The following is a 25,106-nucleotide window of genomic DNA, read 5'->3' on the forward strand; positions in this document are numbered from 1 at the left end:
CCATTCTCTTGATGATGCAGCTGGCCGAAACTTTGCGGCCAACGCAAAAAAGCCGCCTTTCGCAATACAAAAGGGGCATGGGATTGTTAACGTATGGGAATGCCGTGGAATTGCACAGGAACAGGACGCCGATACCGCCGTTACCTCCGGTAAACCATTTCGGCTTGTCAGACATCGACAAGCCGGCGGACGCGGCAGCTTCCTTGTGAAATTACGCACATATGCAAATGACAAGATTTGCTCTTGCTTGGCCTTCCCCTTCTCCCATCCAGACTATACTGTCGGTCTCGGAATTTCACCGAGTCCACCGGCAACGGATGCCTGCCTAATACAAGGCGCATGGCCGCCGCACGGGTCACGGACTGAGTCAAGCAGCTAACGCCGCTTGTCATCACCGCCGGTTGGGAATTTCACCCTGCCCCGAAGGTTCCAGCTATGTTATTTTTAAAACCCAGTATAACGCTTGGAGTAAACTTTGTCTATACCGATTCCAATAATTTATACTTCAGTGACCTGAACGGACTCCATTTTGTCGCGGCCTTTGAAGGCATCGACGTGCTCCATGCCTTTTACGACTTTGCCAAACACCGTGTGCTGGCCGTCCAGATGAGGCTGCGGCTGGTAGCAAATATAGAATTGGCTTCCGCCGGTGTTGCGGCCTGCATGCGCCATAGCCAGCGTACCGCGCTCGTGCTTGTTCGGGTTGATTTCGCAGTTGATCGTGTATCCGGGGCCGCCGGTTCCCGTTCCATGAGGGCATCCTCCTTGAGCTACAAATCCAGGAATGACGCGGTGGAATACAAGGCCGTTATAGAAACCGGAGTTTGCCAGCTTTTCGAAATTAGCTACGGTATTCGGAGCATCCTTGTCGAACAGTTCCAGTACGATTTCGTTTCCGTCAGCCATTTTGATGGTTGCTTGCTTTGCCATAGGTATATACATCTCCTTATTTTCGTCATATATGTAACCGGAAATGATGCTTCAGCAAATATCCCAGGTTGTCCTCAACTATTTTACTATGAAAATCAGCTCCACACAAATGGTAGATCCGTGTGCCGTTTCAATATGACAACAAAACGCCCAGCCGTCAGCTGAGCGTCTCTTCCATTATGTTGTTTTCGTTACCTGCTTCATCCGCTCAGGCACGACGTCATTCCCCACAAGATACTCAAACGTCTCGCGTTTAACGACCACGTCGGCTTGCCCGTCTTTCACAAAAACGACCGCCGGACGGCGAATGCGGTTATAATTGCTGGCCATCGCGTAATTGTATGCGCCGGTGCAGGCTACGGCAAGCAAATCACCTGTCCGCACCTTCGGCAGATTCACATCCCAGATCAGCATATCTCCGCTTTCGCAGCATTTGCCTGCAATGGAGACGACTTCCTCATTCGGGTCATGCGCGCGGTTGGCAAGCATGGCTTCATACTGCGCTTCGTACAAAGCAGGACGCGGATTATCCGTCATGCCGCCGTCCACCGCTACATATTTGCGGACGCCCGGAATGTCCTTATACGTGCCGACGGTATACAAAGTCGTTCCCGCATCGCCTACAATGCTGCGCCCCGGCTCGATCCAAATTTCCGGAAGCGGATATGCGTGGTTCCCGAAATTGCCGCGGACCGCATCCGTGATCGCTTTGACATATTCCGCCACAGGCAAGGGCGTATCCCCCTCGACATAGCGAATGCCAAAACCGCCGCCCAGATTGATGACGCTAAACGTCACATCAAGCTCCTGACGCACCTTCAAGGCAAAGTCAGTCACTTTGTCCACCGCCAAACGGAATCCGCCCACCTCGAAAATTTGCGAACCGATATGGGAATGCACGCCGAGCAGAATCAAATGAGACAGATCCGATGCTTCTTTGACCGCTTGCATAGCGGAGCCGTTCTCCAAATCGAATCCGAATTTGGAATCCGTTTGACCCGTTGAGATATATTCATGCGTATGCGCATCGACTCCCGGAGTAATGCGAAGCAGGATGTTCACCTTTTGTTTCTTCTCGGCTGCAATCGCATTAAGCATATGCAGCTCCACGAAGTTGTCGACGACAAAGCAGCCGATCTTCGCATCGACGGCCATCTCCAATTCGTATGGCGTCTTATTGTTGCCGTGGAAATGAATCCGCTCCGCCGGAAATCCTGCCTGCAGCGCAGTGTACAGCTCGCCGTCGGACACGACGTCCAGCGACATGCCTTCTTCCTCCACGATGCGGCACATCGCCATGACGCTGAACGCTTTACTGGCGTAAGCTACCTGGAAGCGGAGGCCTGAATGGCGAAAAGCCTCTACAAATTCGCGGCACCGCCGGCGAATCAGCGCTTCATCCATGACATAAAGCGGAGTGCCGAATTTCTTTGCCAATTCTACTGTATCGCAGCCACCGATTTCAAGGTGCCCATTGTCATTGATTTTACTTGTGCCGTGTAAATACATCGTGTGTTATTCCCTCTTCCCTAACTAGACATTTCTTCTAAAGTAACACAGATGGACTCGGACTGACAATAAGCAAAACCTTTCCTTAAGCGCAAAGCCGTAAGGTTTGATAAAGGCAGGTCTGTCAGGGCTGCGGCTGCCTCGTCCTGTCGGTCGGTTTGGTGATGCTTAACCGGGTTTTCATCGACATAAACGGGCGTCTGATGATAATGTCGGCCAACGCTTTGCCGTTAAACGGTATAACCGGCCATAAGTACGGCGTGTTATAAGATCTTTGGAGCGCCAGCATAAGGACAAGCAAGGTAGAGCCAATCACAAGACCGGGCACCTTGAAGACGGCCGTCGCCAACAGCAGACCCAACCGGGCCAACCGGTTCGCGAGGCTGAGCTCATAGCTCGGTGTGGCAAAGGTACCGACAGCCGCCACGGCAAGATACAAAATCACCTCATTGACGAATAATCCGCTTTTCACCGCCACGTCTCCGATCAAAATCGCCGCGACCAAGCCCATCGCCGTCGCCAGCGGAGTAGGCGTATGAATCGCTGCCATCCGCATTAAATCCAGTCCGAACTCGGCAATCAGGAACTGGCCAAGCAGCGGAATTTTCCCCTCCTTCTGCGGTCCGATGAAATCCAGTCCCGCTGGCTTGAGTTCCGGCGCGATCACCATCAGCATCCAGAGCGGCAGCAGGAAAAGCGAAGCGGCAATGCCGAAAAAACGGACCCAGCGCAGGTAGGTTCCGGTCAGCGGGGTTTGCCGGTACTCTTCCGCATGCTGGACATGATGAAAAAATGTCGTCGGCAGGATCATGACGGAAGGCGACGTATCGACGAACACAATCAAATGTCCCTCCAGCAAATGCGCCGAGACGACATCCGGACGCTCGGAGAACCGTACCATAGGATAAGGATTCCACCCTTTGCCAATGATGGCCTCTTCCAGCTGCTTCTCTGCTAACGGCATCCCGTCCACATCGACCTGTTGAATTTTGTCGCGAACCGCTTCCACCAAATTTTTATCGCAAATATCCTGAATATACCCAATGCAGATATCGGTCTGCGTCCGTTTACCGGCTTGGGTGATTTCCAGCTTCAAACGGGGGTCGCGAATTCTGCGGCGCACCAGGGTTACGTTCGTCAGCAGCGTTTCCACAAAACCGTCCCGCGACCCGCGCACTACCCGCTCCAGATCCGGTTCCTCCGTGGAGCGGACAGGGAAGCTTTTGGCATCCACCAGCACCGCTTCCTCGTAGCCTTCGAAGAAAAAAGCCGTTCCGCCTATCGCCGCATGATCAATGGCTTCTTTCAGCTTCTTTGTCTTCGTCACTTGAATATGGGGAATCAGCGCTTGCTCGAAAAGCGCGATCACATCCGACTGTTCCTTGCCCCGATCGCCTTGGCCTGCTGTGTGCCCGTCGTCCTGATGCCTTTGATCCGCATAGGATAGACGCACCAGAATATCGGTCAGCACCGTATCCTTAGCAAATCCGTTGTAATAAAATATGCCGGTATTTTGACCTCCAAACACCATTTCCCGGAACACCACATCGAAGCTTTTATTCAACCCCACCTGCTCTTCCAGCTGCCTTTTTAAACGCCCGAAATCCTTTGAAATGGATGTATCCTTCATCAGCTCGCGTTCTTCTTCAGTCAATGTCCATTCTTGATGAAAAGAGCCGGATTCTCCCTTAGGACTGCCGCCGGATGAAGCTTCTGATTCGATGTGAGGCTGCGGCATCTCCGATTCGGTTTCGGAGTTGTCAATAATGTTTCCCTCGCTGTCTATAGCCAGCTTCTCCTCCGATTTTCCGTTTTGCCTATCTTCCTTCTCAGGGTCCGAACCCGTTCGGACCCTCAAAAGCTTCGCTCTTTTGTACGGCTTCATCCCTTTATCCTCCTTGATACGAATAAGAATCACTTCAGCACACCCAGCCAATCGATTAGCGACCCGATGACTTTACCGAAAATCATCGCCATCAGCAGCCAAATCATAAATGGCTCCATACGGATCCGCTTGGCCAAAATCGGCAGCACATTAATCACTTCTGTCAGCGCGGCCGCGAGCATTCCGACAAAGATACCGGCAAACAGACCGAACCCTGCCGCAGCCATCGGAAAAAGAAAATACGTCCATTCAAAAAAATCGGTCAGCGTAAAAAACAGCGAGCCGAAAATAACGGCTATTTCATAAGACCGGATGTTTTTATACGATCTGGTAATTTGAGCCAATCGGGGGATGACATCCAGCACGACCAGAAACGCTACCATACCGCTGCCAACCACCAGTCCGCCGCCGATCCCGATAAACATCTGAAGCAGGACATCAAGAATCCCGATGAGAAGTCGCCTCCTCCTCCCGAGAATGCTTTGCTTGCATTTTTCCATATTCATCTGTAATGATGTAATGATTCAGGTTTTCCTGATACATGAACATTTCCACTTCAAGCGGGCTCGGTTCTTCATTGAATTTTTTCTTGAACAAATGGTTGAAGAACGTCATCATCCCGATGCCGATCCCGATCGAATAAGGAATTTGCAGCAGCAGCGGATGCTCTGTCTCCTTGCCGGTAAGAAGTTTATAAATATGCCGGTGCACTTCGGCCATGCTGACATCCGCGTGAAAGTTCATGATGGCTAACCCCGATCCTACAAACAGCAGCAGCCAGACGAGCACGATCAACACCAGGCTGGGGGGCTTCGAGCGCCCTTGGATTTCAATCAGCGCATGAGGTTCCCCAAAAAGCTCGATTTGCATGGAAGGATACAGCTCCTTCACCTTGCGGACAATCAGCATCATATCGATCAGCACCAGGCTTCCGTCCTGTTCGTCGGGACGGTACAGCTCCAGCATCTGCAGCTTTTGCTCATACTCCGGCTCCGCCAGCAATTGTGCAATTTGTCCCAGATATACCGGTTCACCGCGGCGCACTTGCATTTTTTTGCGCAAACGTATATACAGGGATGGAACAGAAGCAGACGGCATGTTGCAGTTCCTCCCTTTTGACGCAGTTTGTCTTGTTTGCCTTAGTATGAATAAAAATCCACTGTCATAAACACGCCTTTTTTTGGCATAATTTAACTTGCCGCAGGCAGCATAATGAGAGATTTTTTAACAAAAACTAAGCTTATTAACAATGAACTCACTCTCAACACAAGAAAGGTGTCATAGGACATGACAAAAACAGCTTTAACGCTCGTGGTTATCGGGGCACTGAACTGGCTGCTTGTGGGATTATTTGAATGGGATTTGGTTACGGCGCTGCTGGGAGGAGATGTTCACCGCGAATCTTCCGGCTTAAGCCGTATTGTCTATACCCTGGTCGGACTTGCCGGCCTTTACTGCATCGGGCTGTTGTTTCGCGACGACGTAAAAGCCGGATAACTTTTCCCGGATAAACAAAAAGAGGATGAGCTACGGCTCGTCCTCTTTAAACCTCACTGTGCAATTTGGTTTTTTATGGATTGCAGTATTTTTTTCTCCAGCCGGGATACCTGCACTTGAGAAATCCCAAGACGGGTTGCGACCTCCGACTGCGTCTGATCCCGAAAATACCGCAGATACACGATCAAACGCTCCCGCTCGCTTAATGATCCGATCGCCTCGTTCAACGCAAGCTTATCAAACCACTTGTCCTGCGCTTCGTCGGCAATCTGATCCATCAGCGTAATCGGGTCGCCATCGTTCTCAAAGACGGTTTCGTGAATGGAGGAAAGCGGCTTGTTCGCCTCCTGGGCAAAGACCACGTCTTCAGGAGAAATCTGGAGTTCTTCGGCTACTTCCTTCACCGTGGGAAGGCGGCCGTTTCGTTTGGAAAGCTCATCCTTGGTTTTGCGGATTTTGTTGGCCAGCTCCTTAAGTGAACGGCTGACTTTAAGTGTTCCGTCATCCCTGAGGAAACGCTGAATCTCCCCAATAATCATCGGTACGGCGTAAGTTGAAAACTTTACATCATACGACAGGTCAAACTTGTCAACCGACTTCAACAGGCCGATGCAGCCGATCTGAAACAAATCCTCGGCTTCATAACCGCGGTTTAAAAACCGCTGTACCACCGACCAAACGAGACGGATATTGCAGTTCACCAGCGTCTCCCTGGCAAGCGCATCCCCTGATTGGCTTAACGCGATCAAGCGCTTGACTTCGGCATCGTCCAAATAACTGTGAGAGGCGTTCTTCAAATCCACATCCATAAGATCAGACCCCTAATTGAATAAAGCTTTTTTCGATTCGATTCGCTTCTTCATCCTGACTGTGGTGCCTGTGCCAAGTGCGGTAGTGACTTCGATTTCATCCATGAAATTTTCCATGATCGTAAAGCCCATGCCTGAACGCTCCAATTCCGGTTTGGAAGTATACAGAGGCTGCTTAGCCAGATCCAGATCCTCGATCCCCGCTCCCTGATCTTCCACTGTGATAAAAACGGTATCCCCTTCGATTTGTGCGGTAATCGTCACTACGCCATCCGGACGATTATCGTAACCGTGGATAATGGAGTTGGTCACAGCCTCTGAAACCACGGTTTTGATATCCGTCAATTCATTCAAGGTCGGGTCGAGTTGAGATACAAAAGCGGCAACGGCCACACGTGCAAATGATTCGTTCTCAGAGCGGCTTGCAAACTGAAGCGTCATAAAGTTGCGTTCACTCATGATACGACCTCCAAACTTTGGATCGCTTTTCTTTCGTTATCCTGGATCGATAAAATTTTGAACAGGCCCGACATTTCAAGAAGACGGTACACGGACGGATTCACGTCGCAAACAACCATTTTCCCGCCTCTGGCCGTAATCAGTTTATAGCGTCCAAGTATGACTCCCAGGCCGGAGCTATCCATGAAGGTCAGATCCTTTAAGCTCAAAATGATATGGCTGCTGTTGCCCCTCAGAATCGCTTCTTCCATCTTCGTCTTTACGGTATCCGCCGTATGATGGTCAAGCTCGCCTTTAAGCCTTACAATCAGCATTTTACGATAATGTTCAAGTTCAATTTGCAAACTCAAACTGCTCACTCCTTCCCGTCTATGCCCACTCTTTTCTACACAGAGGAAACCATCTCCTGCACCTCCGACAAAACTAGAAGAAAAGCGCCAGAACTAGAAAAATTGCGACACCTTGCGCAAAGCGGATAAAACCAAATCCCCGCTAGCGGCGTTCATCTGCTGCGGGGACTCATGATGTCGATTCGTGTGAGCAGCGTATCTCTAACTTCAATCCAGGAAAAGCAGGCGTTTAGCCGTCCGTTTCGTCAGCGTCCACCAACCGGCTTTTTTTACATCTACCGGCGATTCCAGCGCAAACTCGGTGAGTACCTGATCATCTTTGTATACGACAAGCTTGCCAATCGGCTGTCCCGCAGCGATCGGCGCCTTCAAATTAGGCAGCAACTGCAGTTCATGGCGAATGCCGTTTACGCCATCGCCCTTCTTGAGCAGGACGCTGTAGGGATGCTTGGCCGTCAAAGGAACGATAGGGGTTTCACCCTTGCCTACCCTCATTTCACCCATTGTATCTCCGGTTTTGTAAATCGGAAGGCTCGTAAACTGGGAGAAGGCATAATCAAACAGCTTCGTTACCTCCGCATTGCGGGTCTTGGTGTCGGGTTCACCCATGACGACGGAAATCACACGGAGATTGTCCCTTTTGGCCGTGGCCGACAGACAAAATTTCGCTTCACTGGTATAACCGGTTTTTAGTCCGTCCGCACCGGTATAGAAACGAACCAATTTGTTCGTATTCACCAGCCAGAAAGGTCTGGGCGATTCTTTCCTCAAGTAGTCCTGATACAGGCCTGTGTATTTAGTAATTTCTTCGTGCTTCAGCAGTTCTTTGGACATCAGCGCAATATCGTAAGCCGAAGAATAGTGATTCTCCGCAGGAAGCCCGTTCGGGTTAACGAAACGGGTATTTTTCATGCCAAGCTGCTCGGCCCGCTCATTCATCATACGCACGAACGCTTCCTCCGAACCTGCTATTTTCTCAGCTACCGCCACAGAAGCATCATTACCCGAAGCCAATGCTATGCCCTTGAGCATATCTTCAACGGTCATTTCCTCTCCTGGCTCCAGGAAAATTTGCGATCCGCCCATCGAGGCTGCGTATTCGCTGGTACGCACCTTTTCGTCCATCTTGATTTTCCCTTGATCCAGTGCTTCCATAACCAGCAGCATCGTCATGATCTTCGTGATACTGGCCGGAGGCAGCTTGGCATCTTTATTTTTTTCAAAAATAATGGTTCCTGTATCTGCATCCATGACAACGGCAGACGTTGAATTCGGCGCCAGGTCAATCGGCTGGGCCGCCTTGCCTTCCTCTGCCATAGCGGTTGGAAGCATAAGAAGAAGCAAAAGCTGAACGGATAACCCTAGTTTCAATACTTTGCTGATCATAGCCTGTTCTACCCCTCCTGACTGAAGCTCAAGTTTAAATTGCTGGTAATCAGTGTTGACCATTACCCAACAAAATATTCCAATGGTGAAAAGAAATGGAGCAGGCTGCAAGCGCCTCGCTTAATATCCAGGGAGGACACCCCTGCAGCCGTACAAAAGCCAGAGCGATCCGACGGGCGGATTCTCTGGCTTCACTAGAAAAGCACCCTGATGGGTTTGCTGATTACCTTGCGTTCGGGAACACTCTTTGTACGATCTCGGAAAATTCCTGCACGAAGCCCGATATCGGTCTGCCTGCCTGCACATCGTCAACATATCGGTTTACCCGGCTCACAAAATCAGGGTTGACCGAAACGTAAACGTTCCGGATATTTGCGTCGGTGGCACGAACCTTCTCCGCAATCTGAGACTCGACGTCCTGGGACACTTGAGTTTGACCGCCCTTGAGTACAGCGGCGACATAAGCGTTGCGGCGGGTCACCAGAACGTTTGCCGATTGGACGCCCGGCACCTCGGAAACGATTTTTTCAGCGGCTTTATCGGCAACCTCAACTCTTTCTTCCGTTTCACTCAAGGGACGCGTTTCCTGGCTTGGCGCAGCTTGCTGCTGAACCTGCTGCCGGTCGTTTTGCGCCTGCGGCCGGTTCGCGCAGCCGGCGGCTAACATCGCCAGGCAGCAAAGAGCGATTCCGGATGTGCTTAACAGCCTATTACGAATTTTCATTCACATAACCCCTCCTTGTATTTGATTCGCTATGTAGTATGCTTTATCCAGCACAAAGAAATGCATAAAAAAGGCGATTCCATCATGAGCAATTTTGGCATGAAAAAACTCGAGCTTCGTTTCGCTCGAGTCATTGTTTTTTATAGATACCGCACTCCGTTTCGGGTCACAACGGCATAAATCAGCTTCGATCTTGGCGCCGGAGCCTCCGTAATCGTAAACGCGGCAGCAGTCCGCTCGCACATCCGGGCCGTATCAGCCGGTTCATTCCGGTTCATGTACAGCTCGGCCAGAGGCTCCCCTGCCTTTACGGCATCCCCGACGCGTTTGAACAGCTTGATACCGACGGCCAAATCGATAGGGTCCTCCTTCGTGGCGCGGCCTGCGCCGAGCAGCATGGCAGTAACTCCTAACGCCTCCGCATCGATCGCGGCAATACAGCCGTCGGCAGGGGAGGGCACAGGCACCCGGTATGCGGCCTCGGGCAGCCGATCGGGTTCATCGGCTACACGCGCATCTCCCCCTTGGGCCTTGATCAACTGCTTCAGCTTTTCCAGCGCCTCTCCGCTCTTTAGCAGCTGGGCGACCAGTTGCTTCGCTTCCGTTTCATCCTGCGCTTTGCCGCCCAGAAGGACCATATGCTTAGCAAGCTCCCGGCAAAGCTCCGTCAGTTCAGCCGGTCCTTGCCCCTTCAGCGTCTCTATGGCTTCGCGCACCTCCAGAGCGTTGCCGATGGACGGTCCGAGCGGTTCATCCATATTCGTAATCACCGCAACCGTCTCACGGCCAATCTCCGTGCCAATCTCCACCATCGCCTTCGCCAACCGGACGGAATCCTCCAGAGATTTCATGAACGCTCCCCGGCCGGTTTTGACGTCCAGCACGATGGCATCCGCGCCGGATGCAATTTTCTTGCTCATAATGGAGCTTGCAATCAGAGGTATGGATTCGACGGTTGCCGTTACATCGCGCAGCGCATACAGCTTTTTGTCCGCCGGAGTCAAATTGCCGGATTGGCCCACGACGGCCAGACCGATTTCCTTCACTTGATTCAGAAACTGCTCTTTGGTGCGTTCCACCTCAAAGCCTGGAATCGCCTCCAGCTTATCAATGGTTCCTCCCGTGTGTCCGAGCCCTCTTCCCGACATTTTGGCTACCGGGATTCCTGCAGCCGCCACCAATGGAGCCAGAATTAAGGTCGTCGTATCGCCGACGCCGCCGGTACTGTGCTTGTCGACTTTGACGCCGGGAATGGAGCTCAAATCCACTTGCTCGCCCGAACGGACCATCGCCATCGTAAGCTCAGCCGTTTCCCGTGCCGTCATTCCATTGAAAAACACCGCCATGGCCCACGCAGACAATTGGTAATCCGGAATGTCTCCGCGAGTGTAGCCTTCAATCAAGAAATCCAGTTCTTCCTTTGTCAGCTCGCCGCCATCCCTTTTCTTATGTATGATATCGACCGTCCTCACGTAATCCGCACCTCGCATTTTACCATATTACAAGTATTATATGCGCCGCAGGACCAAAAGAAAAGGAAGCCGAGGCCAAAACCCTCAAGCTTCCTTGTGCAGTCGTTATTGAATTATTGAACGATCAGCTTCGTTTTCATATCCGCATGGCCTGGACCGCATGGCAGCGAGCAATGCACTTCATACTCGCCCGGTTTGTCGAAAGTCACTTCCATGGACTTGGTATTGTTGTCAAGCTTTACGTTCGTGCCTACGATTTCAATCGCATGCAGACCTTCCTTGTTTTGCAAAGAAACGGTCACTTTTTCGCCGGCTTTCACGGTGTACTCCGCTTGATCGAACTTATAGTTCGTAGCAACGAACTTCAATGTCGGACCCGCAGCTTCTTCCTGCGCCATCTCCGCTTGACGCGCCGAGATATTCTGGAACAGCACTCCCGTACCAAGGAGACAAGCGATGATGAATAGTGAAAACATAGCCCATTTTTGCATAGGTAATTCCCCCCTTACTGTTAGCCGTTAAGACGTATAGTCTTATTGTACAAAATACGCATCAATTTACACATGCCCTTTGAGGTCGAACAGGTGAAAAATTTGTGACAAATTTAGCTAATCAGCATCTTCAGCTATTATGCCCCAAGCTATTTTAGCATAAAACTATTACGCAACAAAACATCGATACTAAAACTCCGCCGCATGGACAGAGTGCTCGGTTCGAATATTAAGAAGCGCTTCACGGATCTGGAATCCGCTGCCCCGTTCAAGACGCCTGGCCTCCTGTTCCTTTATCACTGGAGGCGTACTTGCGAATCGCATAAACGTGATCAGGAAAGCCATAATATGAAAGCTGAAGAATGCTTCTTGCAGGGGAGGTGTCCCGGATGTGCGCTAAACAACAAGGACATGCCAATCAAAATACAACGACAAGAACAAGCGATAAGGGCGCAAAAAAATCGAAGTAACCTTAAAAAAGGCGTCCCCATTGGCAGCTCTCGGAGAGCGCCTTTACTTGATTTTAGGCAAAATAACCTGGCCGGTGGCCAGGTTATTGCTTTACAGCAGTCTTCGATGGGAATGCATGCCTCCGCAGCGGCTCCCCAATTACACACTGACCTCCCGCACAAACCGGCAGACCAGTTCGATGAATACCGGCTTCGTCCGGTTCGCTACGGCGACCACCTGCTCGTGCGTAAGCGGCTCGAGCTCCTCTCCAATCGCCATGTCGGTGATGCAGGAGATGCCGAGCACCTTCAGGCCGGCATGACTGGCCGCGATGACCTCGCCGACGGTAGACATGCCAATGGCGTCTCCTCCGAGCCGGGCCAGCATTGTCAGCTCGGCGGGATGCAAATAATTCGGGCCGCTGATTCCGGCATAGACGCCTTCCTGCAACCGTACAGGTTCATTGCGCTCATGCCCTATTTGTTCTGAAATTTGTTTAGCCAATGCACGGTATTCCCTGTTGTAAGCTTCAGACATATCCGGAAACCGAGGCCCCAGTTCAGGATGATTGATGCCGATAAGCGGATTGTCACCGGTCATATTCAGATGATCGGTGATCAGCATTAAATCACCAGCTTGGAATGTTCGATTCATTCCCCCGGCCGCATTGGTGATAACCAAAGATCGGACCCCCAGCTGCTTCATGACATAGATCGGAAATACAACCTTTTTCATTGAATAACCTTCATAATAGTGAAAGCGCCCTTGCATGACGATGACGGATTTGCCCTCGAGCCTGCCGATGACGAACTGGCCTGCATGTCCTTCTACCGTAGAAACCGGAAAATGCGGTATGCGTTCATAAGGAATCGTGACAGCATCCTCTACCTGGGCGGCCATGTCGCCAAGACCGGAGCCGAGAACAAGACCGATATCGAGCGAACGGCGGTCAATCCGATCGCTGATCCATTGAGCAGACTCCTGGATGTGTTCTGCATAATAAGGTTCCATTGCTTTCACCTCTCCTTTCAATGTCAGACGCAGACCGGAACGCTAAATGCGCGGAATAATACCTACAATAAGCTTCAAGAACGTTTGCTTCACCCGCTCCGTCGTCTCCATCACTTCCTGGTGGGACAGCGGCTGATCCAGGATGCCTGCAGCCATATTGCTGATGCAGGAGAAACCCAGTACCTCAATGCCTGCATGGCGGGCGACCAGCACTTCAGCTACCGTCGACATGCCCACGGCGTCTGCGCCGAGCGTACGCATCATCCGGATTTCAGCCGGTGTTTCATACGATGGCCCCAACAGACCGATATAGACGCCTTCTTGAAGCTTCTGCCCTTGCTCGGAGGCTACCGTCTTGGCTATATCGCGCAACCGGCGGCTGTATGCCTCGGACATATCCGGAAAACGGACACCAAGCTCGCTGTGATTGGGGCCGATCAGCGGGTTGCGGAACGTAAAGTTGATATGGTCCTTAATCAGCATCAAATCGCCCACATTATAAGAAGTATTAATGCCCCCGGCCGCATTGGTGACAAGCAGTATTTTAACGCCTAGCGCCTTCATGACCCGGATGGGGAAGGAAACCGTCTCGACACTGTAACCTTCATACATGTGAAAGCGCCCTTTCATCAACAAGACATGGCGCCCGCTAACCGTGCCCAGCAGCAGCTCGCCTGCATGTCCTTCCACGGTAGACACCGGAAAATGAGGAATATCCTCATAAGGAATCACCACGCCATCCTGCACCATATCCGCGATCACGCCCAGTCCGGAGCCGAGCACCAGACCGATTTCAGGTTCAATCGGATATTTGCTGCGGATATATTCAGCGGCCTCTTTAATATTTTGCAGCAACGCGTTTTGTTCCATGAACAAACACGCTCCCTTCATCTTCGTCGTTTATTGTAAATCGTTTAAAAAGCTTGTTCCATTCTTCACGGCGGTCAGGTTAAAATTATCGGCAATCGTAGCTGCAATATCGGCGAACGTATGACGAACGCCCAGCGATCCCGCCGATTGAAAAGCCGGGTTGTATACCAGCAGCGGAACATATTCCCGGGTATGATCGGTTCCGTGATGAACCGGATCGTTCCCGTGGTCCGCGGTCAAAATCAGCAAATCCTCTTCGCCAATCCGCTCCATCAGCTTCGGCAGCCAATCATCGAATTCGTTCAAGGCCTTCGCATATCCTTCGGGATCTCTCCGATGCCCGTACAAGGAATCGAAATCGACCAGGTTCGTAAACAGCAGCCCTTCGAAAGCCTGCGAAAGCTTGTCTATCGTCTTGTGGATACCGTCCAGATTGCTCTTGGTGGGATTCGATTCCGTGACCCCTTCCCCGGAAAAAATATCGTTAATTTTACCTACGGAGATCACGTCGTATCCCGCATCCTTAAGCAGATTCATAACGTTAGGCGCAGGAGGCTTAACGGCATAATCATGCCTGTTCGGCGTCCGCGTGAAAGCTCCGGGCTTTCCTATGTACGGACGAGCGATAACGCGGCCGACGGCATAGGGTTCATCCAGCGTCAAGCGCCGGGCAATTTCACAGCCGCGGTACAGTTCTTCCAGCGGTATAATTTCTTCATGGGCCGCCAGCTGCAGTACGCTATCGGCGGAAGTATAGAGGATCCATGCCCCCGTCTCCATCTGTTCGGCACCGAGTTCATTCAGAATCTCCGTGCCGGAAGCCGCTTTGTTGCCGATGACCTTGCGACCGGTTTCTTTCTCAAAACGTTCGATCAGCTCTGCCGGAAATCCGTCAGGAAATACGTTGAAGGGGGTCTCTACCTTCAGCCCCATGATTTCCCAATGCCCGGTCATTGTATCTTTGCCGACCGATACCTCAGCCATTTTTCCGTAGTATCCCTGCGGCTTCTCTGCCGGTGGAATTCCTTGCAAGGGAGCAATATTCCCCAGCCCGAGCCGCTGCATGTGGGGCAATCTCAGCGAGGACACCCGCTCCGCAATATGCCCCAGGGTATGAGCTCCGGTATCTCCAAAACGCGCTGCATCAGGAAGCTCGCCGATGCCTACGCTGTCCAATACAATCACTGCCATGCGTTTATATTTCAAACCTGCCCCACCTCTCTTTTTAGATGACTAACTCATGAGCTTATTATCGCAAACCATAGTGGCTTTTGCAAAAGCCGCCGAATGGAAACAACCCGTCTTCCGTTCACACGAAAGGCGGGCGAATCAGCCGTTATTTAATTCCGGCTCTAGGGTGGGTGCGGTTGTAAACGTCTTTCATTTTGCCCCGTCCCACCTGGGTATAAATTTGCGTGGTGGAAATATCGGCATGGCCGAGCATTTCTTGAACAGAACGCAAGTCAGCCCCGTTCTCCAGCAGATGAGCGGCGAACGAATGACGAAGGGTATGCGGCGTGATTTCCATCTGGATATCCGATTCCACAGCATATCGTTTAATGATTTTCCAAAACCCCTGTCTTGTCATGCGCGTTCCCAAATGATTGATAAACAGCGCTTCCTCGTCCTTGGATTTTTTCAGCAATTTCGGACGCATCTTTTCGATATATTCCGCTACATATTGGGAAGCGATGCTTCCCAGCGGAACGATTCTTTCCTTGGCTTTACCTACGCAGCGAATAAACCCGACCGTCAGGTCCACGCTGTCCACATCAAGCGAGACCAGTTCCGATACCCGGATCCCGGTGGCGTAAAGCACCTCCAGCATCGCTTTATCTCGCATCCCGTTGGGCGTTGACGTCGGCGGCGATTCGAGCAGCCTCTCCATCTCGGAAACGGAAAGCACTTTGGGTACCCGCTTCTCCAGCTTCGGAGTCTCCATATGCATGGAAGGATCATTTTCCAGCATCCGTTCTTTCACCATGTACTGATAAAACGAACGGATGGATACCATATTACGGGAAAGCGTTGCCGTAGCCCGCCCCATCTGTTTTAACTTAAGCAGGTAAGACGAAATGCTCACCTTCCCGCTGTCCTTCAGCGAATGAACGCCTGATTGCTCCAAAAAATGGATGTATTGCTGCAAGTCGCGTTCATAAGAGTCCAGCGTATTTTGGGCTAAGCCTCGTTCTTCAGATAAAAATCGGATAAACGATTTCAAATCGTTTTTCATGAGAGCCTGATCCCCTTCTGTGTTGTCAAGCTGCAGTATTACATAAAAATTCAACAAAAAGGGGGGATTTCCTGCCTCGTCACAGCATTTTTATTCACCGATCCAATAAAAAAGTTTCAGCCGCTCTCCCATACTGACAGACGGGAATATTGCAGCATGCTCATTATGAAACACCTTCACCGCTCCGCCAGCCGGCGCTTTGTATTTGGGCATGGGCTCAATAAAACGGGTGACCATTAGCAGTATATGATACATCGCAAAGGTGAACGCCAGAAACAACAGCATGAATCGCATACGGCCCATCCACTTACGGATACGAATATGAAAGATCATAGCCTGTACTCTCCCCTTTCCTCTAAAAGACTATGATCTTTCGGACGCGATTATGTGCGGGTCGCCGCTTTCTTCAGCTAATAGGCAAAAGCGTATCAAGACCTGTGTACGGCAAGCCTGCGGCCTCCGCTACGGCGCTGTGAGTCACATGACCGCGATACGTGTTCACGCCGTGCTTTAATGGCCCGTTACCGTATAACGCCCGGGTGACTCCCTTACCGGCAAGCTCCAAAGCGTAAGCGATCGTCACATTGGTTAAAGCGAGGGTAGACGTCCGCGGCACGGCCCCGGGCATATTCGCAACGGCATAATGGATCACGCCGTGCTTCACGTATGTCGGCTGGCTGTGCGTAGTCACCCGGTCTACGGTGGCAATCGAGCCTCCCTGATCGACGGCCACATCGACAATGACAGCCCCCGGCTTCATCTGTTTTACCATTTCTTCTGTGACCAGCTTCGGCGCTTTCGCACCGGGGATAAGAACGGCGCCGATCAAAAGATCCGCCTTCTGCACCGCATTGGCAATATTGTACGGATTGGACATGAGTGTTCGAATCCGTCCGTGAAACACGTCGTCCAGATAGCGAATCCGGTCGGCGTTTTTCTCAATCACAACGACATTGGCTCCAAGACCCAGCGCCATTTTGGCGGCGTTGGTGCCAACGATCCCGCCGCCCAGAATAATCACGTCCGCAGGAGGCACACCCGGTACGCCGCCAAGAAGGATGCCCCGTCCTCCGTAAAATTGCTCCAGGAATTGAGCCCCCACCTGAACCGACATCCGGCCGGCCACTTCGCTCATAGGCGTCAAAAGAGGTAGGCTGCCGTTGGGCATTTGAATCGTTTCGTAGGCGATGGCCGTCATCTTGGTGCGGACCAGGGCCTCGGTCAGCAGCTGTTCGTTCGCCAAGTGCAAATAGGCAAAGAGTGTCAAATCTTCACGAAAATAGATGAATTCCTGAGGCAGCGGCTCCTTCACCTTCATGATCATTTCCGACTTCGCCCATACCTCGGCCGCCTCCGGGATCAGCACGGCGCCTTCTTTGGCATAATCCTCATCAGAAAAGCCGCTGCCGGCACCCGCTCCCGTTTCAATGAGAACGGTATGACCTGCCGCCTTCAGCATTGCTGCCCCTCCGGGTGTCAAGGCCACCCGATTCTCATTACTCTTGATTTCCTTCGGTATTCCTATGATCATGAGTCAATCTCCTCCCTCATCGACAAAACGTACTATATAGGATTTGTCATAATGGTGTGAATATGTAAAGTATGCAAAAAACCTTCAGCCTGAATCGATACTCAAGCCGAAGGTTTCGGGTTCATGTTTTGTTCTTATCCCGGCAGCGGTGACAAATGCCCTGGAAATCCAGCCGGTGATCGAGTACTTGAAACCGGAACTCCCGCTCCAGCCGTTCCTCGAGCATGCCAAGCCAATCTTCCATAATTTCGTCCACGGCTCCGCACTGCACACATATCAGATGGTGATGATGATGATGAGTACTGTCGTTTCGCAAATCGTACCGTGCCACGCCGTCGCCAAAATTCATCTTCTCGAGCACATGCAGCTCGCTTAGCAGTTCCAGTGTCCGGTATACGGTAGCAAGGCCAATCTCCGGCGCTTTATCCTTTACGAGCATGAAGACATCTTCCGCACTCAGATGGTCTTCCTCGTTCTCAAGCAGCACCCGGACGGTCGCTTCACGCTGCGGTGTCAGCTTATAGCCTTGAGACTGAAGCTGCTGCTTTATTTTTTCGATGCGAGATTCCATGCTTTTCCCCCTACGGGTTTTGTGAAAGCAAAACCTTACTCGTAAGCCCACGCTTCGGGTTTCGCACAGCAAAGCCTTACTTGTAAGCCGTGATTTTGGGTTTTGCACAACAAAACCTTACTCGTAAGCAATGCTTTCGGTTTTGCGCAGCAAAACCTTTCATAAGCATTAACTACAGGATTCTTATGCTTACATTATAGGAGGTGAAACGCAAGAAAGTCAAACCTTTTAGCCCTATCCTCAAGAGGGCGGCATTGTGATTAGCATCGGTGCAACCCATTTCATCATGACAGGTGAAACATGGGCTTCAAATACAGCGACTCCGATCAGCATGAAACCGGAAGCGAGAATGGTCCCGGAAAGCCGCATAAAAGGCTCGTAAAGAGTGCCTTTTCGGCTGATAAACCGGTTTTTCACCAGAAGAATGGAAAACGAAATCGCGGACACACTGCAAATAATCAGCAGCGGAATGACAATCAAATTTTGCGGAACGACCGAAACCAGCGCGAACAAAAGCCCTTTCCAGGAAAGCGTGCCCACCATATAACCGACCGAAAATCCAATCAGCACGCCTTTCAGAAAGTCAAGAATAAGAATAAGCGGCAGTCCGATAACGGATAGTCCGAGCAGCCAGATGATCAGGACCCATTTGATGTGCATGGTGAAAGACTCCTTGATGGAGGAAGCCGTCCCGCTTTCCAGACCGCCTTGAGTTACAATGGAAAAAAAATTGCCGAGATACCTTGTAATCTCCTGCTTTTGCTCCAGCGAGAGGGCGTTTACCATGACGGCGCCAAAGACGACTCCTGTTACGAAAATTACACCGACAAAAATATACAGCGACAAATGCTCCTTCATATATTGCTCTAGCGTTCGGTTGCGCAACATGCTGCCATGCCCCCCTTGTCCGATTACTAGAGCATATGAAAAAGCGCCTCCCATTATGACTTCAGGCTTCCACCTTCCCGTATTTGCCGCCTCCGCCCGTTGCGAGCCGCAGTTTTCCGGAGCGTGCATCCGTCAAATAGCGGGCGATGGTCTCGCCTGCGGCTTCCGCAAGCTCCTCATACGCAGCCCGGTGCAGCATATTCATTTCGGTGCCGAAACGGGCGAGCAGCCGATGAAGCGTCTTGGGACCGAGGCCGGGGATATACTCAAGCGGAACCTGGTAATGATATGGCGGACGGTCAGCGGGAATGACGGGTTCGTCCCGATCGGCGATATCCAGAATCCGGTCCATGACCCCGTTGACGAGCTTCGTACTGCCGCAGTATAGACAGCGCTCCGTCGCGATGGCATGCTGTTCGTCCAATATATGATTGCAGCTGCTGCAGTAAGTCCGATGGTATTTGCCCAGCCGCGGGTTCAAACCGTAGTTCGCCAGCACCCGACGTCCCTCTTCCCTATTCAGCGCTTTGCGCAGTTCATCGAAGGTCGGGCGCTCCAGCGCAAGCTTGTTATATTCACGCCCGATCTTTGGCAGAGAGTGCGCATCGGAGTTGGTCAGGAACGTATATCGGTCCAACTCGCTGATATACCCCGCCATCACCGAATCCGCGCTCAGGCCCAGCTCTACCGCCGCGATACCGTCCAGATCAAGCAGGTGCTCCATCCGGGTGGAGCAGCTGCCGTACACACTCTTGTGCGGTGTAAAAATGTGGGCGGGCACCATCAGCCCTCCACGATCGATGACCTCCCGCTGCAGTTCACGGGCCGTAGTATAGATGCGCTGAGAACTCAGATTCACGTTCTTCATATAGTTACCGAGCCAATCCGTAAACTGCAGCATGTCGGAAAGCTTGGGCAAATATGCGATCAGGTGAGCCGTGCCCAACCCCGGATCCCGCACCTCGATTTCACAGCCTAAGATGATGGTTGTATGGTGATACCGGATGCCTCCGCCATCGAGCTCCTCCATATCGCCCCGTTCCAAATAATGCACCATCTCCCGCTGCACTCCGGGCGAATGACAATCAATGATGCCAACGATATCGATACCTTTGCGCTCCGAGGCTTCCTGAGCAATGTTATAAAACGTCAGATTTTTCGCCGCGCTGATTTTGACCGCTTCTCCTTCTTCCGTCCGTCCGATATGGATATGAAGGTCGGCATAATAATCTTGCAGTGACATATCAGAACTTCCCTGTCAGTTTATACATTTGCCAGGCATATATCGCCATGATCGTCTTCGCGTCGCTGATCCGCCCTTCAGCCATATACTGCTGCGCTTGCTCGAGCGTAATGGCTTCGATCTCAAGGAACTCGTCCTCATCCGGTTGGGCCTCCCCTTTGGTCAGGCCCTGGGCTACATACAGATGAATGATCTCATCGGCAAAGCCGGGAGATGTATAGAATGAACTTAGAAGCTGAAGCGAAGCGCTGGTGTAGCCGGTTTCTTCCTCCAGTTCCCGACGGGCGCAGTTTTCCGGCTTCTCGCCAGGTTCTAATTTACCTGCGGGGATTTCAATCTGGCTTTTTTCGAGCGGCTTGCGGTACTGCTCTACGACAAGCATCCGATCATCGGGGGTGATGGCGAGTACGGCCACGGCTCCCGGATGCTTCACAATTTCGCGGGTCGCCTCCGACCCGTTCGGCAGCTTGACGGTATCCACCTGGAGAGAAATGATCCTTCCCTGGAATACAGATCGGGTAGAGATAGTGACCTCTTCAAATTTTTTATGGGAAATTGAAGTCATGACCGGATTCCTTTCTTACCATTTGGTTATTTTATTATAAGACATCGATTTATTATACCATGAATTCAAGTCATACTCGCTTTTTCTCTCGCATAAGGTGAACTATATCAACCTATCAAAGCTTGGGGGAAAACACTATGAAAACCTATGTTGGCAACGGTCAGCTGCGTCTTGTAGGCAAGGCATGGGAAGTAAGACAATATTTGAAAATGATGCTGGGAACCTTGTCGGCCGACCAGCCTTTAACCGCATTTTTGAACGCAAGAAGCGCCGCTGAGCTGAAGAACCGGCTTATTCGTCCTGTCTGTCCTGTCCATACAAGCATTGCCGATAGGCAACGGAAGCGGCACCGCAAACTCCTGCAAAAAACGAAGGGTCTTCATGTAATCCCCTTCCCATCGAAGTGACCGGCCTGCCGTAAAGCTCCAGCGCAGCATCCAATTCATCCACGGAGGGAGCTTCCGTCCAGCGAACGCGGTGCAGCCGGTCGAGCTCATACTGCTGCATCTGCCGTTTCAGCAGCATGATTTTCCCGGGATCCCGGAGCAGCGGCAGCGGCAGGCTGCATGGTGCCAGGGCAGCGACGGCTAGTGCCGTCAGCGTATGCCGGCTGATCCCCCGGTGCTGCTCCCTGGGATCGGCAAAGCTGATCCGCGGAATGGCGACGGGCGTTCCTCCGAGGGCATGGACAGCGTTGATCAGCTCTCCGACCTCCATCCCGCTGTACCCGTAAACGGTATCTGTCCCAACGATCCCCGGACCCATAATAACTATGGCGATATCTGCCTGCAGAATATGTCTTGCTGCAAGCAGCGCCGTATATTTATTGACGGCTTCGAGATCCCCGCCATAGGCGTGACCGTAGGTAATCGTACCGGCAAGCCAGCCCAGGCCGCATAATCTGGCGGCATGCAGGCTGATAGAAAGCGGCAAAGCACCGCCGTCCGTCATGATGTACGCAATCCTGAGTTCTTTGGTCCCGGGCTGCGCTTGATTGGCCAGATGACGCAGCCAGCATACCGCCACAGGCAGCATACTGTGCAGTTCCCCGAGAAGCACCGGCATCCCCTCCAGCGTCCTGCGGCCGGCCAGCGTCTCATGATGCGGACTATCAGGCTCTTCTGCCGCAAGCACCGCGCGCTGCAGCGACGTGTAGCGCAATTTCATAATATGGCCCGGTCCCGGTTCCGCTGCTTCCATAGATGGCTCAAGTACCGCATGAATAAAATGGTAGCCGCCCGTGCCTAATTGAAGCTCTTCTGCCGTCGTATTCATCAGCACGGTATCCCCTACGGCCAGCCTGGGAAAGACGGACAAATCGTGAATAGCCCGGGCCGTCACCCCATCGGGCTGCCTTACTTCAACGATTTGAATTTTAGCGTCCGGCAATGCCTCATGACCATCCGCATCCGTAACAACCCCCTTCTTCATCATCAAACCCATTGGAACACCTCCTACAATACAACTTACGTCGGAGAATCCATAAAAAAACCACCCGGCACGTTTCTTCATGCGAGTGGTTCTTCCCAAGACGGCTTTATGGTCCCTTAGCAACTTCCTGAATAATGTTTACTACCACTTCGGAAGTTTTTACCAGGTCTTTTATTGCGATGCGTTCTTTCGTGGTGTGAATGTCCAGATACCCGATCGCCAGATTAACGGTCGGAACTCCCATGCCGTTAAACATGTTGGCATCGCTGCCGCCGCCGGAATGGAAGGTACGCGGAGTGCAGCCGGAGTTGGTGAGTGCCTTCATTGCCAGCTTGACGACCGGAGCCGATTCGTCATACATGTAGGCGGGGTAAATCACCTCGCTTTGGAAGTTGAGCTTCGCCCCCATCTCCGCAGCCGCATCTTCGCACGCTTTGCGCATTCTTTCCACCTGTGCAAGCATTTTCTCCTGTGTAATGCTGCGAGCTTCGGCTTCCAGTCGAACCCTCTCGACTACGATGTTGGTTGCTCCCTCCACACCGCCTTCAAAGCGGCCGATGTTGGCCGTTGTTTCTTTATCGATTCGGCCAAGCGGCATGCGGGAGATCGCTTTGCTGGCCACCGTAATCGCACTGACCCCGTCCTCCGGATTCACCCCCGCGTGTGCGGAACGTCCCCAGAAGGTGATGTTCACCTTGGCCTGGGTCGGAGCGGCAACGGCAATGGCCCCGATCTCACCGTTGGAGTCCAGCGCATAGCCGAAGTCCGCATCCACCCATTTGGCGTCCATGGCGCGGGAGCCAAGCAAGCCTGATTCTTCTCCGGCCGTAATGATAAATTGGATTTGACCGTGTTCGATCTGGTTATCCTTCAGCACACGGATCGCTTCCAGCATTGCAGCCAATCCCGCTTTATCATCGCTTCCGAGAATGGTCGTCCCGTCGCTGCGTATGTACCCGTCCTCGCCGATCTGGGGCTTAATGCCTTTGCCCGGAGTGACCGTATCCATATGCGAGGTGAAGAAAAGCTTGGCCGCCGCGGACTTGCCCGGCGATGCCGGCAGTGTACAAATCAGGTTGCCCGATCCGTGACCCGTTTGGGCCGCCGTATCGTCCTCTTCCACCTTAAGGCCGAGCGCTGCGAACTTCTCTTTCAGCACCCGGCTGATTTCCTGTTCATGACGCGTTTCGCTATCTACCTGGACAAGCTCGATAAATTCAGCCACTAATCGCTCTTGATTAATCATTCGCTTTCCTCCAATCTACGCATGAGTTACAATATCATTATAGTATTCCCATGAACAGGAGTTGAATCTTATGCAAAACAAACTTATTTTCAAGATTATCGTATATGTGATGATCATATCCATGCTGTTGTCCACGCTGCTCTTCACCGTGGGGATGCTGCTATAGAATGTTGTTGCCAAGCAAGTTCTAGTATAGCTTCGTATCCTGGTTATAAGCTTCCAGATTTTCCTTGACACGCTGCAGGAACCGGCCGCAGATCACCCCATCCAGAATACGGTGGTCAAGGGACAGGCATAGATTGACCATGGAACGAACGGCGATCATGTCCTGAATAACGACCGGCTTCTTTACGATCGACTCGAAGGTTAGAATCGCAGCTTGCGGATAGTTGATAATCGGATAGGAAAGAATCGATCCGAACGAACCGGTGTTGTTGACCGTGAACGTGCCGCCTTCCAAATCGTTAAGCGTCAGCTTGCCGGTTCTTCCCTTCCGGGTCAGCTCGTCGATTTCCCGGGCAAGGCCGGCAATATTTTTTTGATCAGCCTTCTTGATGACAGGCGTAACCACGAAATCCTCAGTGCCTACGGCAAGGGAAATATTGATATCCCGTTTGACGATGATTTTATCGACGGCCCAAACCGAGTTTATGATCGGATAATCCTTAATGGCGCTCACAACCGCTTTAAGCAGGAACGCGAGATAAGTCAAGTTGATGCCTTCCTGCTTCATGAATTCATCCTTGACCTTGTTGCGCAGCAGCACCAGGTTCGTGACATCCGCTTCGATCATCGTCCATGCATGAGGAATTTCCGTCACGCTTTGACGCATTCGGCTCGCGATGGTGTTGCGGATCGGCGTCACGTCGATCAAATATTCTCCGCGGCCTTCCAGAGAATGTCCTTCCACCTCGATCTTTGGTAATGGCGGATTCTCCGACAAATGAATGCCAGTCGAGCGGACAGGCACCTTCGGAGGCTCGGGAATAAATACCCCCTCGACTGCGGCTGCGGCAGCTGCGGCCTTATTCGCTTCGGCTGCCGGCATGACAGATCCCGGGACGGCTGCACGCCCGGAAGCAATGAATGCTTCAACGTCCTTGCGGGTAATACGGCCGCCCAACCCCGTTCCCTGCACATCGCCAAGAGAGATACCGTGCTCGACCGCCAGCTTCAGCACCGCCGGAGAGAAACGGCCGCCCAACCCCGGATTTTGGGCTTCCGCCGCCGGACGTGATAAAGTGCCCGGCTGTTCCGTTTGTGCCGCTCCGTTTGCTGCGGCGCCGTCAGCCGCCTGCTGTGGCTCCTCAATGATACAGATCGCTTCTCCCACCGCCGCCGTGGCCCCGTCTTCCACCAAAAGCCGAACGAGCCTGCCTTCAATGGGCGAAGGCATCTCTACCGTTACCTTGTCCGTAATCAGCTCGCAAAGCACATCATATTGCGCTATGTAATCCCCGGGCTGCCTAAGCCATTTACCGATCGTCGCCGACACCAGACTCTCTGCCAAATGGGGAACGGTAACTTCAGTCCCCTTCATGTTCTCCTTCATGCT

28 protein-coding genes and 1 riboswitch are annotated in these 25,106 nt (G+C 52.1%); of the genes, 3 read left to right on the forward strand and 25 right to left on the reverse strand.

The genetic code is table 11. The annotated features are described in order from the left end of the window. Window positions 1-252: 252 nt before the first annotated feature. Window positions 253-432, reverse strand: a riboswitch (FMN riboswitch). A 66-nt stretch (window positions 433-498) separates the two neighbouring features. The 5 genes from IJ22_RS11485 to IJ22_RS11505 form a co-directional block, all read right to left on the reverse strand. Further along, window positions 499-930: a peptidylprolyl isomerase gene (locus IJ22_RS11485; RefSeq protein WP_062408906.1), complete on the reverse strand. Its 432-nt coding sequence runs from the start codon at window positions 928-930 to the stop codon at window positions 499-501. A 177-nt stretch (window positions 931-1,107) separates the two neighbouring features. Next, the gene (gene lysA, locus IJ22_RS11490; protein ID WP_062408907.1) at window positions 1,108-2,439 is read right to left on the reverse strand and encodes a diaminopimelate decarboxylase; all 1,332 of its coding nucleotides are present in this window, start codon (window positions 2,437-2,439) and stop codon (window positions 1,108-1,110) included. Between the two features lie 124 nt (window positions 2,440-2,563). Continuing rightward, window positions 2,564-4,324 carry a spore germination protein gene (locus tag IJ22_RS11495; RefSeq protein ID WP_082660776.1) on the reverse strand — a complete coding sequence of 587 codons (1,761 nt, stop codon included), beginning with the start codon at window positions 4,322-4,324 and terminating at the stop codon, window positions 2,564-2,566. A 29-nt stretch (window positions 4,325-4,353) separates the two neighbouring features. Beyond that, the gene (locus IJ22_RS11500) at window positions 4,354-4,749 is read right to left on the reverse strand and encodes a stage V sporulation protein AB (RefSeq protein WP_062408908.1); all 396 of its coding nucleotides are present in this window, start codon (window positions 4,747-4,749) and stop codon (window positions 4,354-4,356) included. 13 nt (window positions 4,750-4,762) lie between these two features. Beyond that, window positions 4,763-5,422, reverse strand: coding sequence for a stage V sporulation protein AA (locus IJ22_RS11505; protein ID WP_062408909.1), 660 nt, complete (start codon window positions 5,420-5,422; stop codon window positions 4,763-4,765). Window positions 5,423-5,611: 189 nt separating this feature from the next. Between IJ22_RS11505 and IJ22_RS11510 the strand changes: the two genes are divergently transcribed. Next, entirely contained in the window at window positions 5,612-5,821 is a 210-nt protein-coding gene (locus IJ22_RS11510; RefSeq protein ID WP_054817778.1) for a DUF378 domain-containing protein, read from the forward strand. 53 nt (window positions 5,822-5,874) lie between these two features. Here the strand turns inward: IJ22_RS11510 and sigF are convergent, their stop codons facing one another. From sigF to IJ22_RS11595, 17 genes are all read right to left on the reverse strand, one after another. Further along, window positions 5,875-6,630: an RNA polymerase sporulation sigma factor SigF gene (sigF, locus tag IJ22_RS11515; RefSeq protein ID WP_054817777.1), complete on the reverse strand. Its 756-nt coding sequence runs from the start codon at window positions 6,628-6,630 to the stop codon at window positions 5,875-5,877. Between the two features lie 12 nt (window positions 6,631-6,642). Then, window positions 6,643-7,089 carry an anti-sigma F factor gene (spoIIAB, locus tag IJ22_RS11520; RefSeq protein WP_054817776.1) on the reverse strand — a complete coding sequence of 149 codons (447 nt, stop codon included), beginning with the start codon at window positions 7,087-7,089 and terminating at the stop codon, window positions 6,643-6,645. Beyond that, window positions 7,086-7,439: an anti-sigma F factor antagonist gene (spoIIAA, locus tag IJ22_RS11525; RefSeq protein WP_054817775.1), complete on the reverse strand. Its 354-nt coding sequence runs from the start codon at window positions 7,437-7,439 to the stop codon at window positions 7,086-7,088. The genes spoIIAB and spoIIAA overlap by 4 nt, the downstream gene beginning before the upstream one ends. Before the next feature lie 207 nt (window positions 7,440-7,646). Continuing rightward, window positions 7,647-8,825 carry a D-alanyl-D-alanine carboxypeptidase family protein gene (locus IJ22_RS11530; protein ID WP_062408910.1) on the reverse strand — a complete coding sequence of 393 codons (1,179 nt, stop codon included), beginning with the start codon at window positions 8,823-8,825 and terminating at the stop codon, window positions 7,647-7,649. A gap of 223 nt (window positions 8,826-9,048) precedes the next feature. Next, complete coding sequence (locus IJ22_RS11535) at window positions 9,049-9,549, reverse strand: YhcN/YlaJ family sporulation lipoprotein (protein ID WP_054817774.1); 501 nt, start codon at window positions 9,547-9,549, stop codon at window positions 9,049-9,051. Between the two features lie 140 nt (window positions 9,550-9,689). Continuing rightward, window positions 9,690-11,021 carry a pyrimidine-nucleoside phosphorylase gene (locus IJ22_RS11540; protein ID WP_062408911.1) on the reverse strand — a complete coding sequence of 444 codons (1,332 nt, stop codon included), beginning with the start codon at window positions 11,019-11,021 and terminating at the stop codon, window positions 9,690-9,692. A 113-nt stretch (window positions 11,022-11,134) separates the two neighbouring features. After that, the gene (locus IJ22_RS11545; protein WP_062408912.1) at window positions 11,135-11,512 is read right to left on the reverse strand and encodes a cupredoxin domain-containing protein; all 378 of its coding nucleotides are present in this window, start codon (window positions 11,510-11,512) and stop codon (window positions 11,135-11,137) included. Window positions 11,513-12,121: 609 nt separating this feature from the next. Further along, entirely contained in the window at window positions 12,122-12,973 is an 852-nt protein-coding gene (locus tag IJ22_RS11550) for a purine-nucleoside phosphorylase (RefSeq protein ID WP_062408913.1), read from the reverse strand. 42 nt (window positions 12,974-13,015) lie between these two features. Next, window positions 13,016-13,843: a purine-nucleoside phosphorylase gene (locus IJ22_RS11555; protein WP_054817789.1), complete on the reverse strand. Its 828-nt coding sequence runs from the start codon at window positions 13,841-13,843 to the stop codon at window positions 13,016-13,018. A 30-nt stretch (window positions 13,844-13,873) separates the two neighbouring features. Further along, window positions 13,874-15,049: a phosphopentomutase gene (gene deoB, locus IJ22_RS11560; protein ID WP_074726790.1), complete on the reverse strand. Its 1,176-nt coding sequence runs from the start codon at window positions 15,047-15,049 to the stop codon at window positions 13,874-13,876. Window positions 15,050-15,179: 130 nt separating this feature from the next. Then, window positions 15,180-16,076 carry a site-specific tyrosine recombinase XerD gene (gene xerD, locus IJ22_RS11565; protein WP_062410960.1) on the reverse strand — a complete coding sequence of 299 codons (897 nt, stop codon included), beginning with the start codon at window positions 16,074-16,076 and terminating at the stop codon, window positions 15,180-15,182. 90 nt (window positions 16,077-16,166) lie between these two features. Next, window positions 16,167-16,409 carry a DUF4227 family protein gene (locus tag IJ22_RS11570; RefSeq protein ID WP_062408914.1) on the reverse strand — a complete coding sequence of 81 codons (243 nt, stop codon included), beginning with the start codon at window positions 16,407-16,409 and terminating at the stop codon, window positions 16,167-16,169. Between the two features lie 73 nt (window positions 16,410-16,482). Beyond that, window positions 16,483-17,607 carry an alanine dehydrogenase gene (ald, locus tag IJ22_RS11575; protein WP_062408915.1) on the reverse strand — a complete coding sequence of 375 codons (1,125 nt, stop codon included), beginning with the start codon at window positions 17,605-17,607 and terminating at the stop codon, window positions 16,483-16,485. A gap of 121 nt (window positions 17,608-17,728) precedes the next feature. Beyond that, window positions 17,729-18,178, reverse strand: a complete 450-nt coding sequence (gene fur, locus IJ22_RS11580) for a ferric iron uptake transcriptional regulator (RefSeq protein ID WP_054817769.1) — start codon at window positions 18,176-18,178, stop codon at window positions 17,729-17,731. A gap of 240 nt (window positions 18,179-18,418) precedes the next feature. Continuing rightward, window positions 18,419-19,066: a stage II sporulation protein M gene (gene spoIIM, locus IJ22_RS11585; RefSeq protein ID WP_062408916.1), complete on the reverse strand. Its 648-nt coding sequence runs from the start codon at window positions 19,064-19,066 to the stop codon at window positions 18,419-18,421. A 61-nt stretch (window positions 19,067-19,127) separates the two neighbouring features. Beyond that, window positions 19,128-20,309 carry an endonuclease Q family protein gene (locus IJ22_RS11590; protein ID WP_062408917.1) on the reverse strand — a complete coding sequence of 394 codons (1,182 nt, stop codon included), beginning with the start codon at window positions 20,307-20,309 and terminating at the stop codon, window positions 19,128-19,130. A gap of 1 nt (window position 20,310) precedes the next feature. Continuing rightward, window positions 20,311-20,874: an NUDIX hydrolase gene (locus tag IJ22_RS11595; RefSeq protein ID WP_062408918.1), complete on the reverse strand. Its 564-nt coding sequence runs from the start codon at window positions 20,872-20,874 to the stop codon at window positions 20,311-20,313. Window positions 20,875-21,011: 137 nt separating this feature from the next. Here IJ22_RS11595 and mciZ point away from each other — a divergent pair, with 137 nt between their 5' ends. Then, complete coding sequence (mciZ, locus tag IJ22_RS27200; protein WP_074726787.1) at window positions 21,012-21,281, forward strand: Z-ring formation inhibitor MciZ; 270 nt, start codon at window positions 21,012-21,014, stop codon at window positions 21,279-21,281. Here mciZ and IJ22_RS11600 read toward each other — a convergent pair. Together IJ22_RS11600 and IJ22_RS11605 are read right to left on the reverse strand one after the other, a co-directional pair. Continuing rightward, the gene (locus tag IJ22_RS11600; RefSeq protein WP_062408919.1) at window positions 21,166-22,317 is read right to left on the reverse strand and encodes a DUF3866 family protein; all 1,152 of its coding nucleotides are present in this window, start codon (window positions 22,315-22,317) and stop codon (window positions 21,166-21,168) included. The genes mciZ and IJ22_RS11600 overlap by 116 nt on opposite strands. Window positions 22,318-22,411: 94 nt before the next feature. Continuing rightward, complete coding sequence (locus IJ22_RS11605; RefSeq protein ID WP_062408920.1) at window positions 22,412-23,551, reverse strand: M20/M25/M40 family metallo-hydrolase; 1,140 nt, start codon at window positions 23,549-23,551, stop codon at window positions 22,412-22,414. Between the two features lie 70 nt (window positions 23,552-23,621). Here IJ22_RS11605 and prli42 point away from each other — a divergent pair, with 70 nt between their 5' ends. Then, window positions 23,622-23,717: a stressosome-associated protein Prli42 gene (gene prli42, locus IJ22_RS26195; RefSeq protein WP_149917076.1), complete on the forward strand. Its 96-nt coding sequence runs from the start codon at window positions 23,622-23,624 to the stop codon at window positions 23,715-23,717. 21 nt (window positions 23,718-23,738) lie between these two features. Here prli42 and IJ22_RS11610 read toward each other — a convergent pair whose 3' ends face one another. Then, window positions 23,739-25,103 (reverse strand): dihydrolipoamide acetyltransferase family protein, encoded by a 1,365-nt coding sequence (locus IJ22_RS11610; RefSeq protein ID WP_062408921.1) that lies wholly within the window; start codon window positions 25,101-25,103, stop codon window positions 23,739-23,741. Window positions 25,104-25,106: the final 3 nt, after the last annotated feature.

Source organism: Paenibacillus naphthalenovorans (assembly GCF_001465255.1).
GTDB classification, from domain to species: Bacteria; Bacillota; Bacilli; order Paenibacillales; family NBRC-103111; genus Paenibacillus_G; species Paenibacillus_G naphthalenovorans.

Coding starts and splice junctions, on each gene's coding strand:
- IJ22_RS11550 (WP_062408913.1), bottom strand. CDS start 12,973: ATGGAACCTTATTATGCAGAACACATCCAGGAGTCTGCTCAATGGATC.
- IJ22_RS11500 (WP_062408908.1), bottom strand. CDS start 4,749: ATGTTTATCGGGATCGGCGGCGGACTGGTGGTTGGCAGCGGTATGGTA.
- IJ22_RS11530 (WP_062408910.1), bottom strand. CDS start 8,825: ATGATCAGCAAAGTATTGAAACTAGGGTTATCCGTTCAGCTTTTGCTT.
- IJ22_RS11570 (WP_062408914.1), bottom strand. CDS start 16,409: ATGATCTTTCATATTCGTATCCGTAAGTGGATGGGCCGTATGCGATTC.
- IJ22_RS11545 (WP_062408912.1), bottom strand. CDS start 11,512: ATGCAAAAATGGGCTATGTTTTCACTATTCATCATCGCTTGTCTCCTT.
- mciZ (WP_074726787.1), top strand. CDS start 21,012: ATGAAAACCTATGTTGGCAACGGTCAGCTGCGTCTTGTAGGCAAGGCA.
- IJ22_RS11505 (WP_062408909.1), bottom strand. CDS start 5,422: ATGCCGTCTGCTTCTGTTCCATCCCTGTATATACGTTTGCGCAAAAAA.
- IJ22_RS11510 (WP_054817778.1), top strand. CDS start 5,612: ATGACAAAAACAGCTTTAACGCTCGTGGTTATCGGGGCACTGAACTGG.
- IJ22_RS11595 (WP_062408918.1), bottom strand. CDS start 20,874: ATGACTTCAATTTCCCATAAAAAATTTGAAGAGGTCACTATCTCTACC.
- IJ22_RS11535 (WP_054817774.1), bottom strand. CDS start 9,549: ATGAAAATTCGTAATAGGCTGTTAAGCACATCCGGAATCGCTCTTTGC.
- xerD (WP_062410960.1), bottom strand. CDS start 16,076: ATGAAAAACGATTTGAAATCGTTTATCCGATTTTTATCTGAAGAACGA.
- IJ22_RS11555 (WP_054817789.1), bottom strand. CDS start 13,843: ATGGAACAAAACGCGTTGCTGCAAAATATTAAAGAGGCCGCTGAATAT.
- spoIIAB (WP_054817776.1), bottom strand. CDS start 7,089: ATGAGTGAACGCAACTTTATGACGCTTCAGTTTGCAAGCCGCTCTGAG.
- IJ22_RS11610 (WP_062408921.1), bottom strand. CDS start 25,103: ATGAAGGAGAACATGAAGGGGACTGAAGTTACCGTTCCCCATTTGGCA.
- sigF (WP_054817777.1), bottom strand. CDS start 6,630: ATGGATGTGGATTTGAAGAACGCCTCTCACAGTTATTTGGACGATGCC.
- prli42 (WP_149917076.1), top strand. CDS start 23,622: ATGCAAAACAAACTTATTTTCAAGATTATCGTATATGTGATGATCATA.
- IJ22_RS11495 (WP_082660776.1), bottom strand. CDS start 4,324: ATGAAGCCGTACAAAAGAGCGAAGCTTTTGAGGGTCCGAACGGGTTCG.
- IJ22_RS11590 (WP_062408917.1), bottom strand. CDS start 20,309: ATGTCACTGCAAGATTATTATGCCGACCTTCATATCCATATCGGACGG.
- fur (WP_054817769.1), bottom strand. CDS start 18,178: ATGGAATCTCGCATCGAAAAAATAAAGCAGCAGCTTCAGTCTCAAGGC.
- IJ22_RS11485 (WP_062408906.1), bottom strand. CDS start 930: ATGGCAAAGCAAGCAACCATCAAAATGGCTGACGGAAACGAAATCGTA.
- ald (WP_062408915.1), bottom strand. CDS start 17,607: ATGATCATAGGAATACCGAAGGAAATCAAGAGTAATGAGAATCGGGTG.
- IJ22_RS11605 (WP_062408920.1), bottom strand. CDS start 23,551: ATGATTAATCAAGAGCGATTAGTGGCTGAATTTATCGAGCTTGTCCAG.
- spoIIM (WP_062408916.1), bottom strand. CDS start 19,066: ATGTTGCGCAACCGAACGCTAGAGCAATATATGAAGGAGCATTTGTCG.
- lysA (WP_062408907.1), bottom strand. CDS start 2,439: ATGTATTTACACGGCACAAGTAAAATCAATGACAATGGGCACCTTGAA.
- IJ22_RS11600 (WP_062408919.1), bottom strand. CDS start 22,317: ATGGGTTTGATGATGAAGAAGGGGGTTGTTACGGATGCGGATGGTCAT.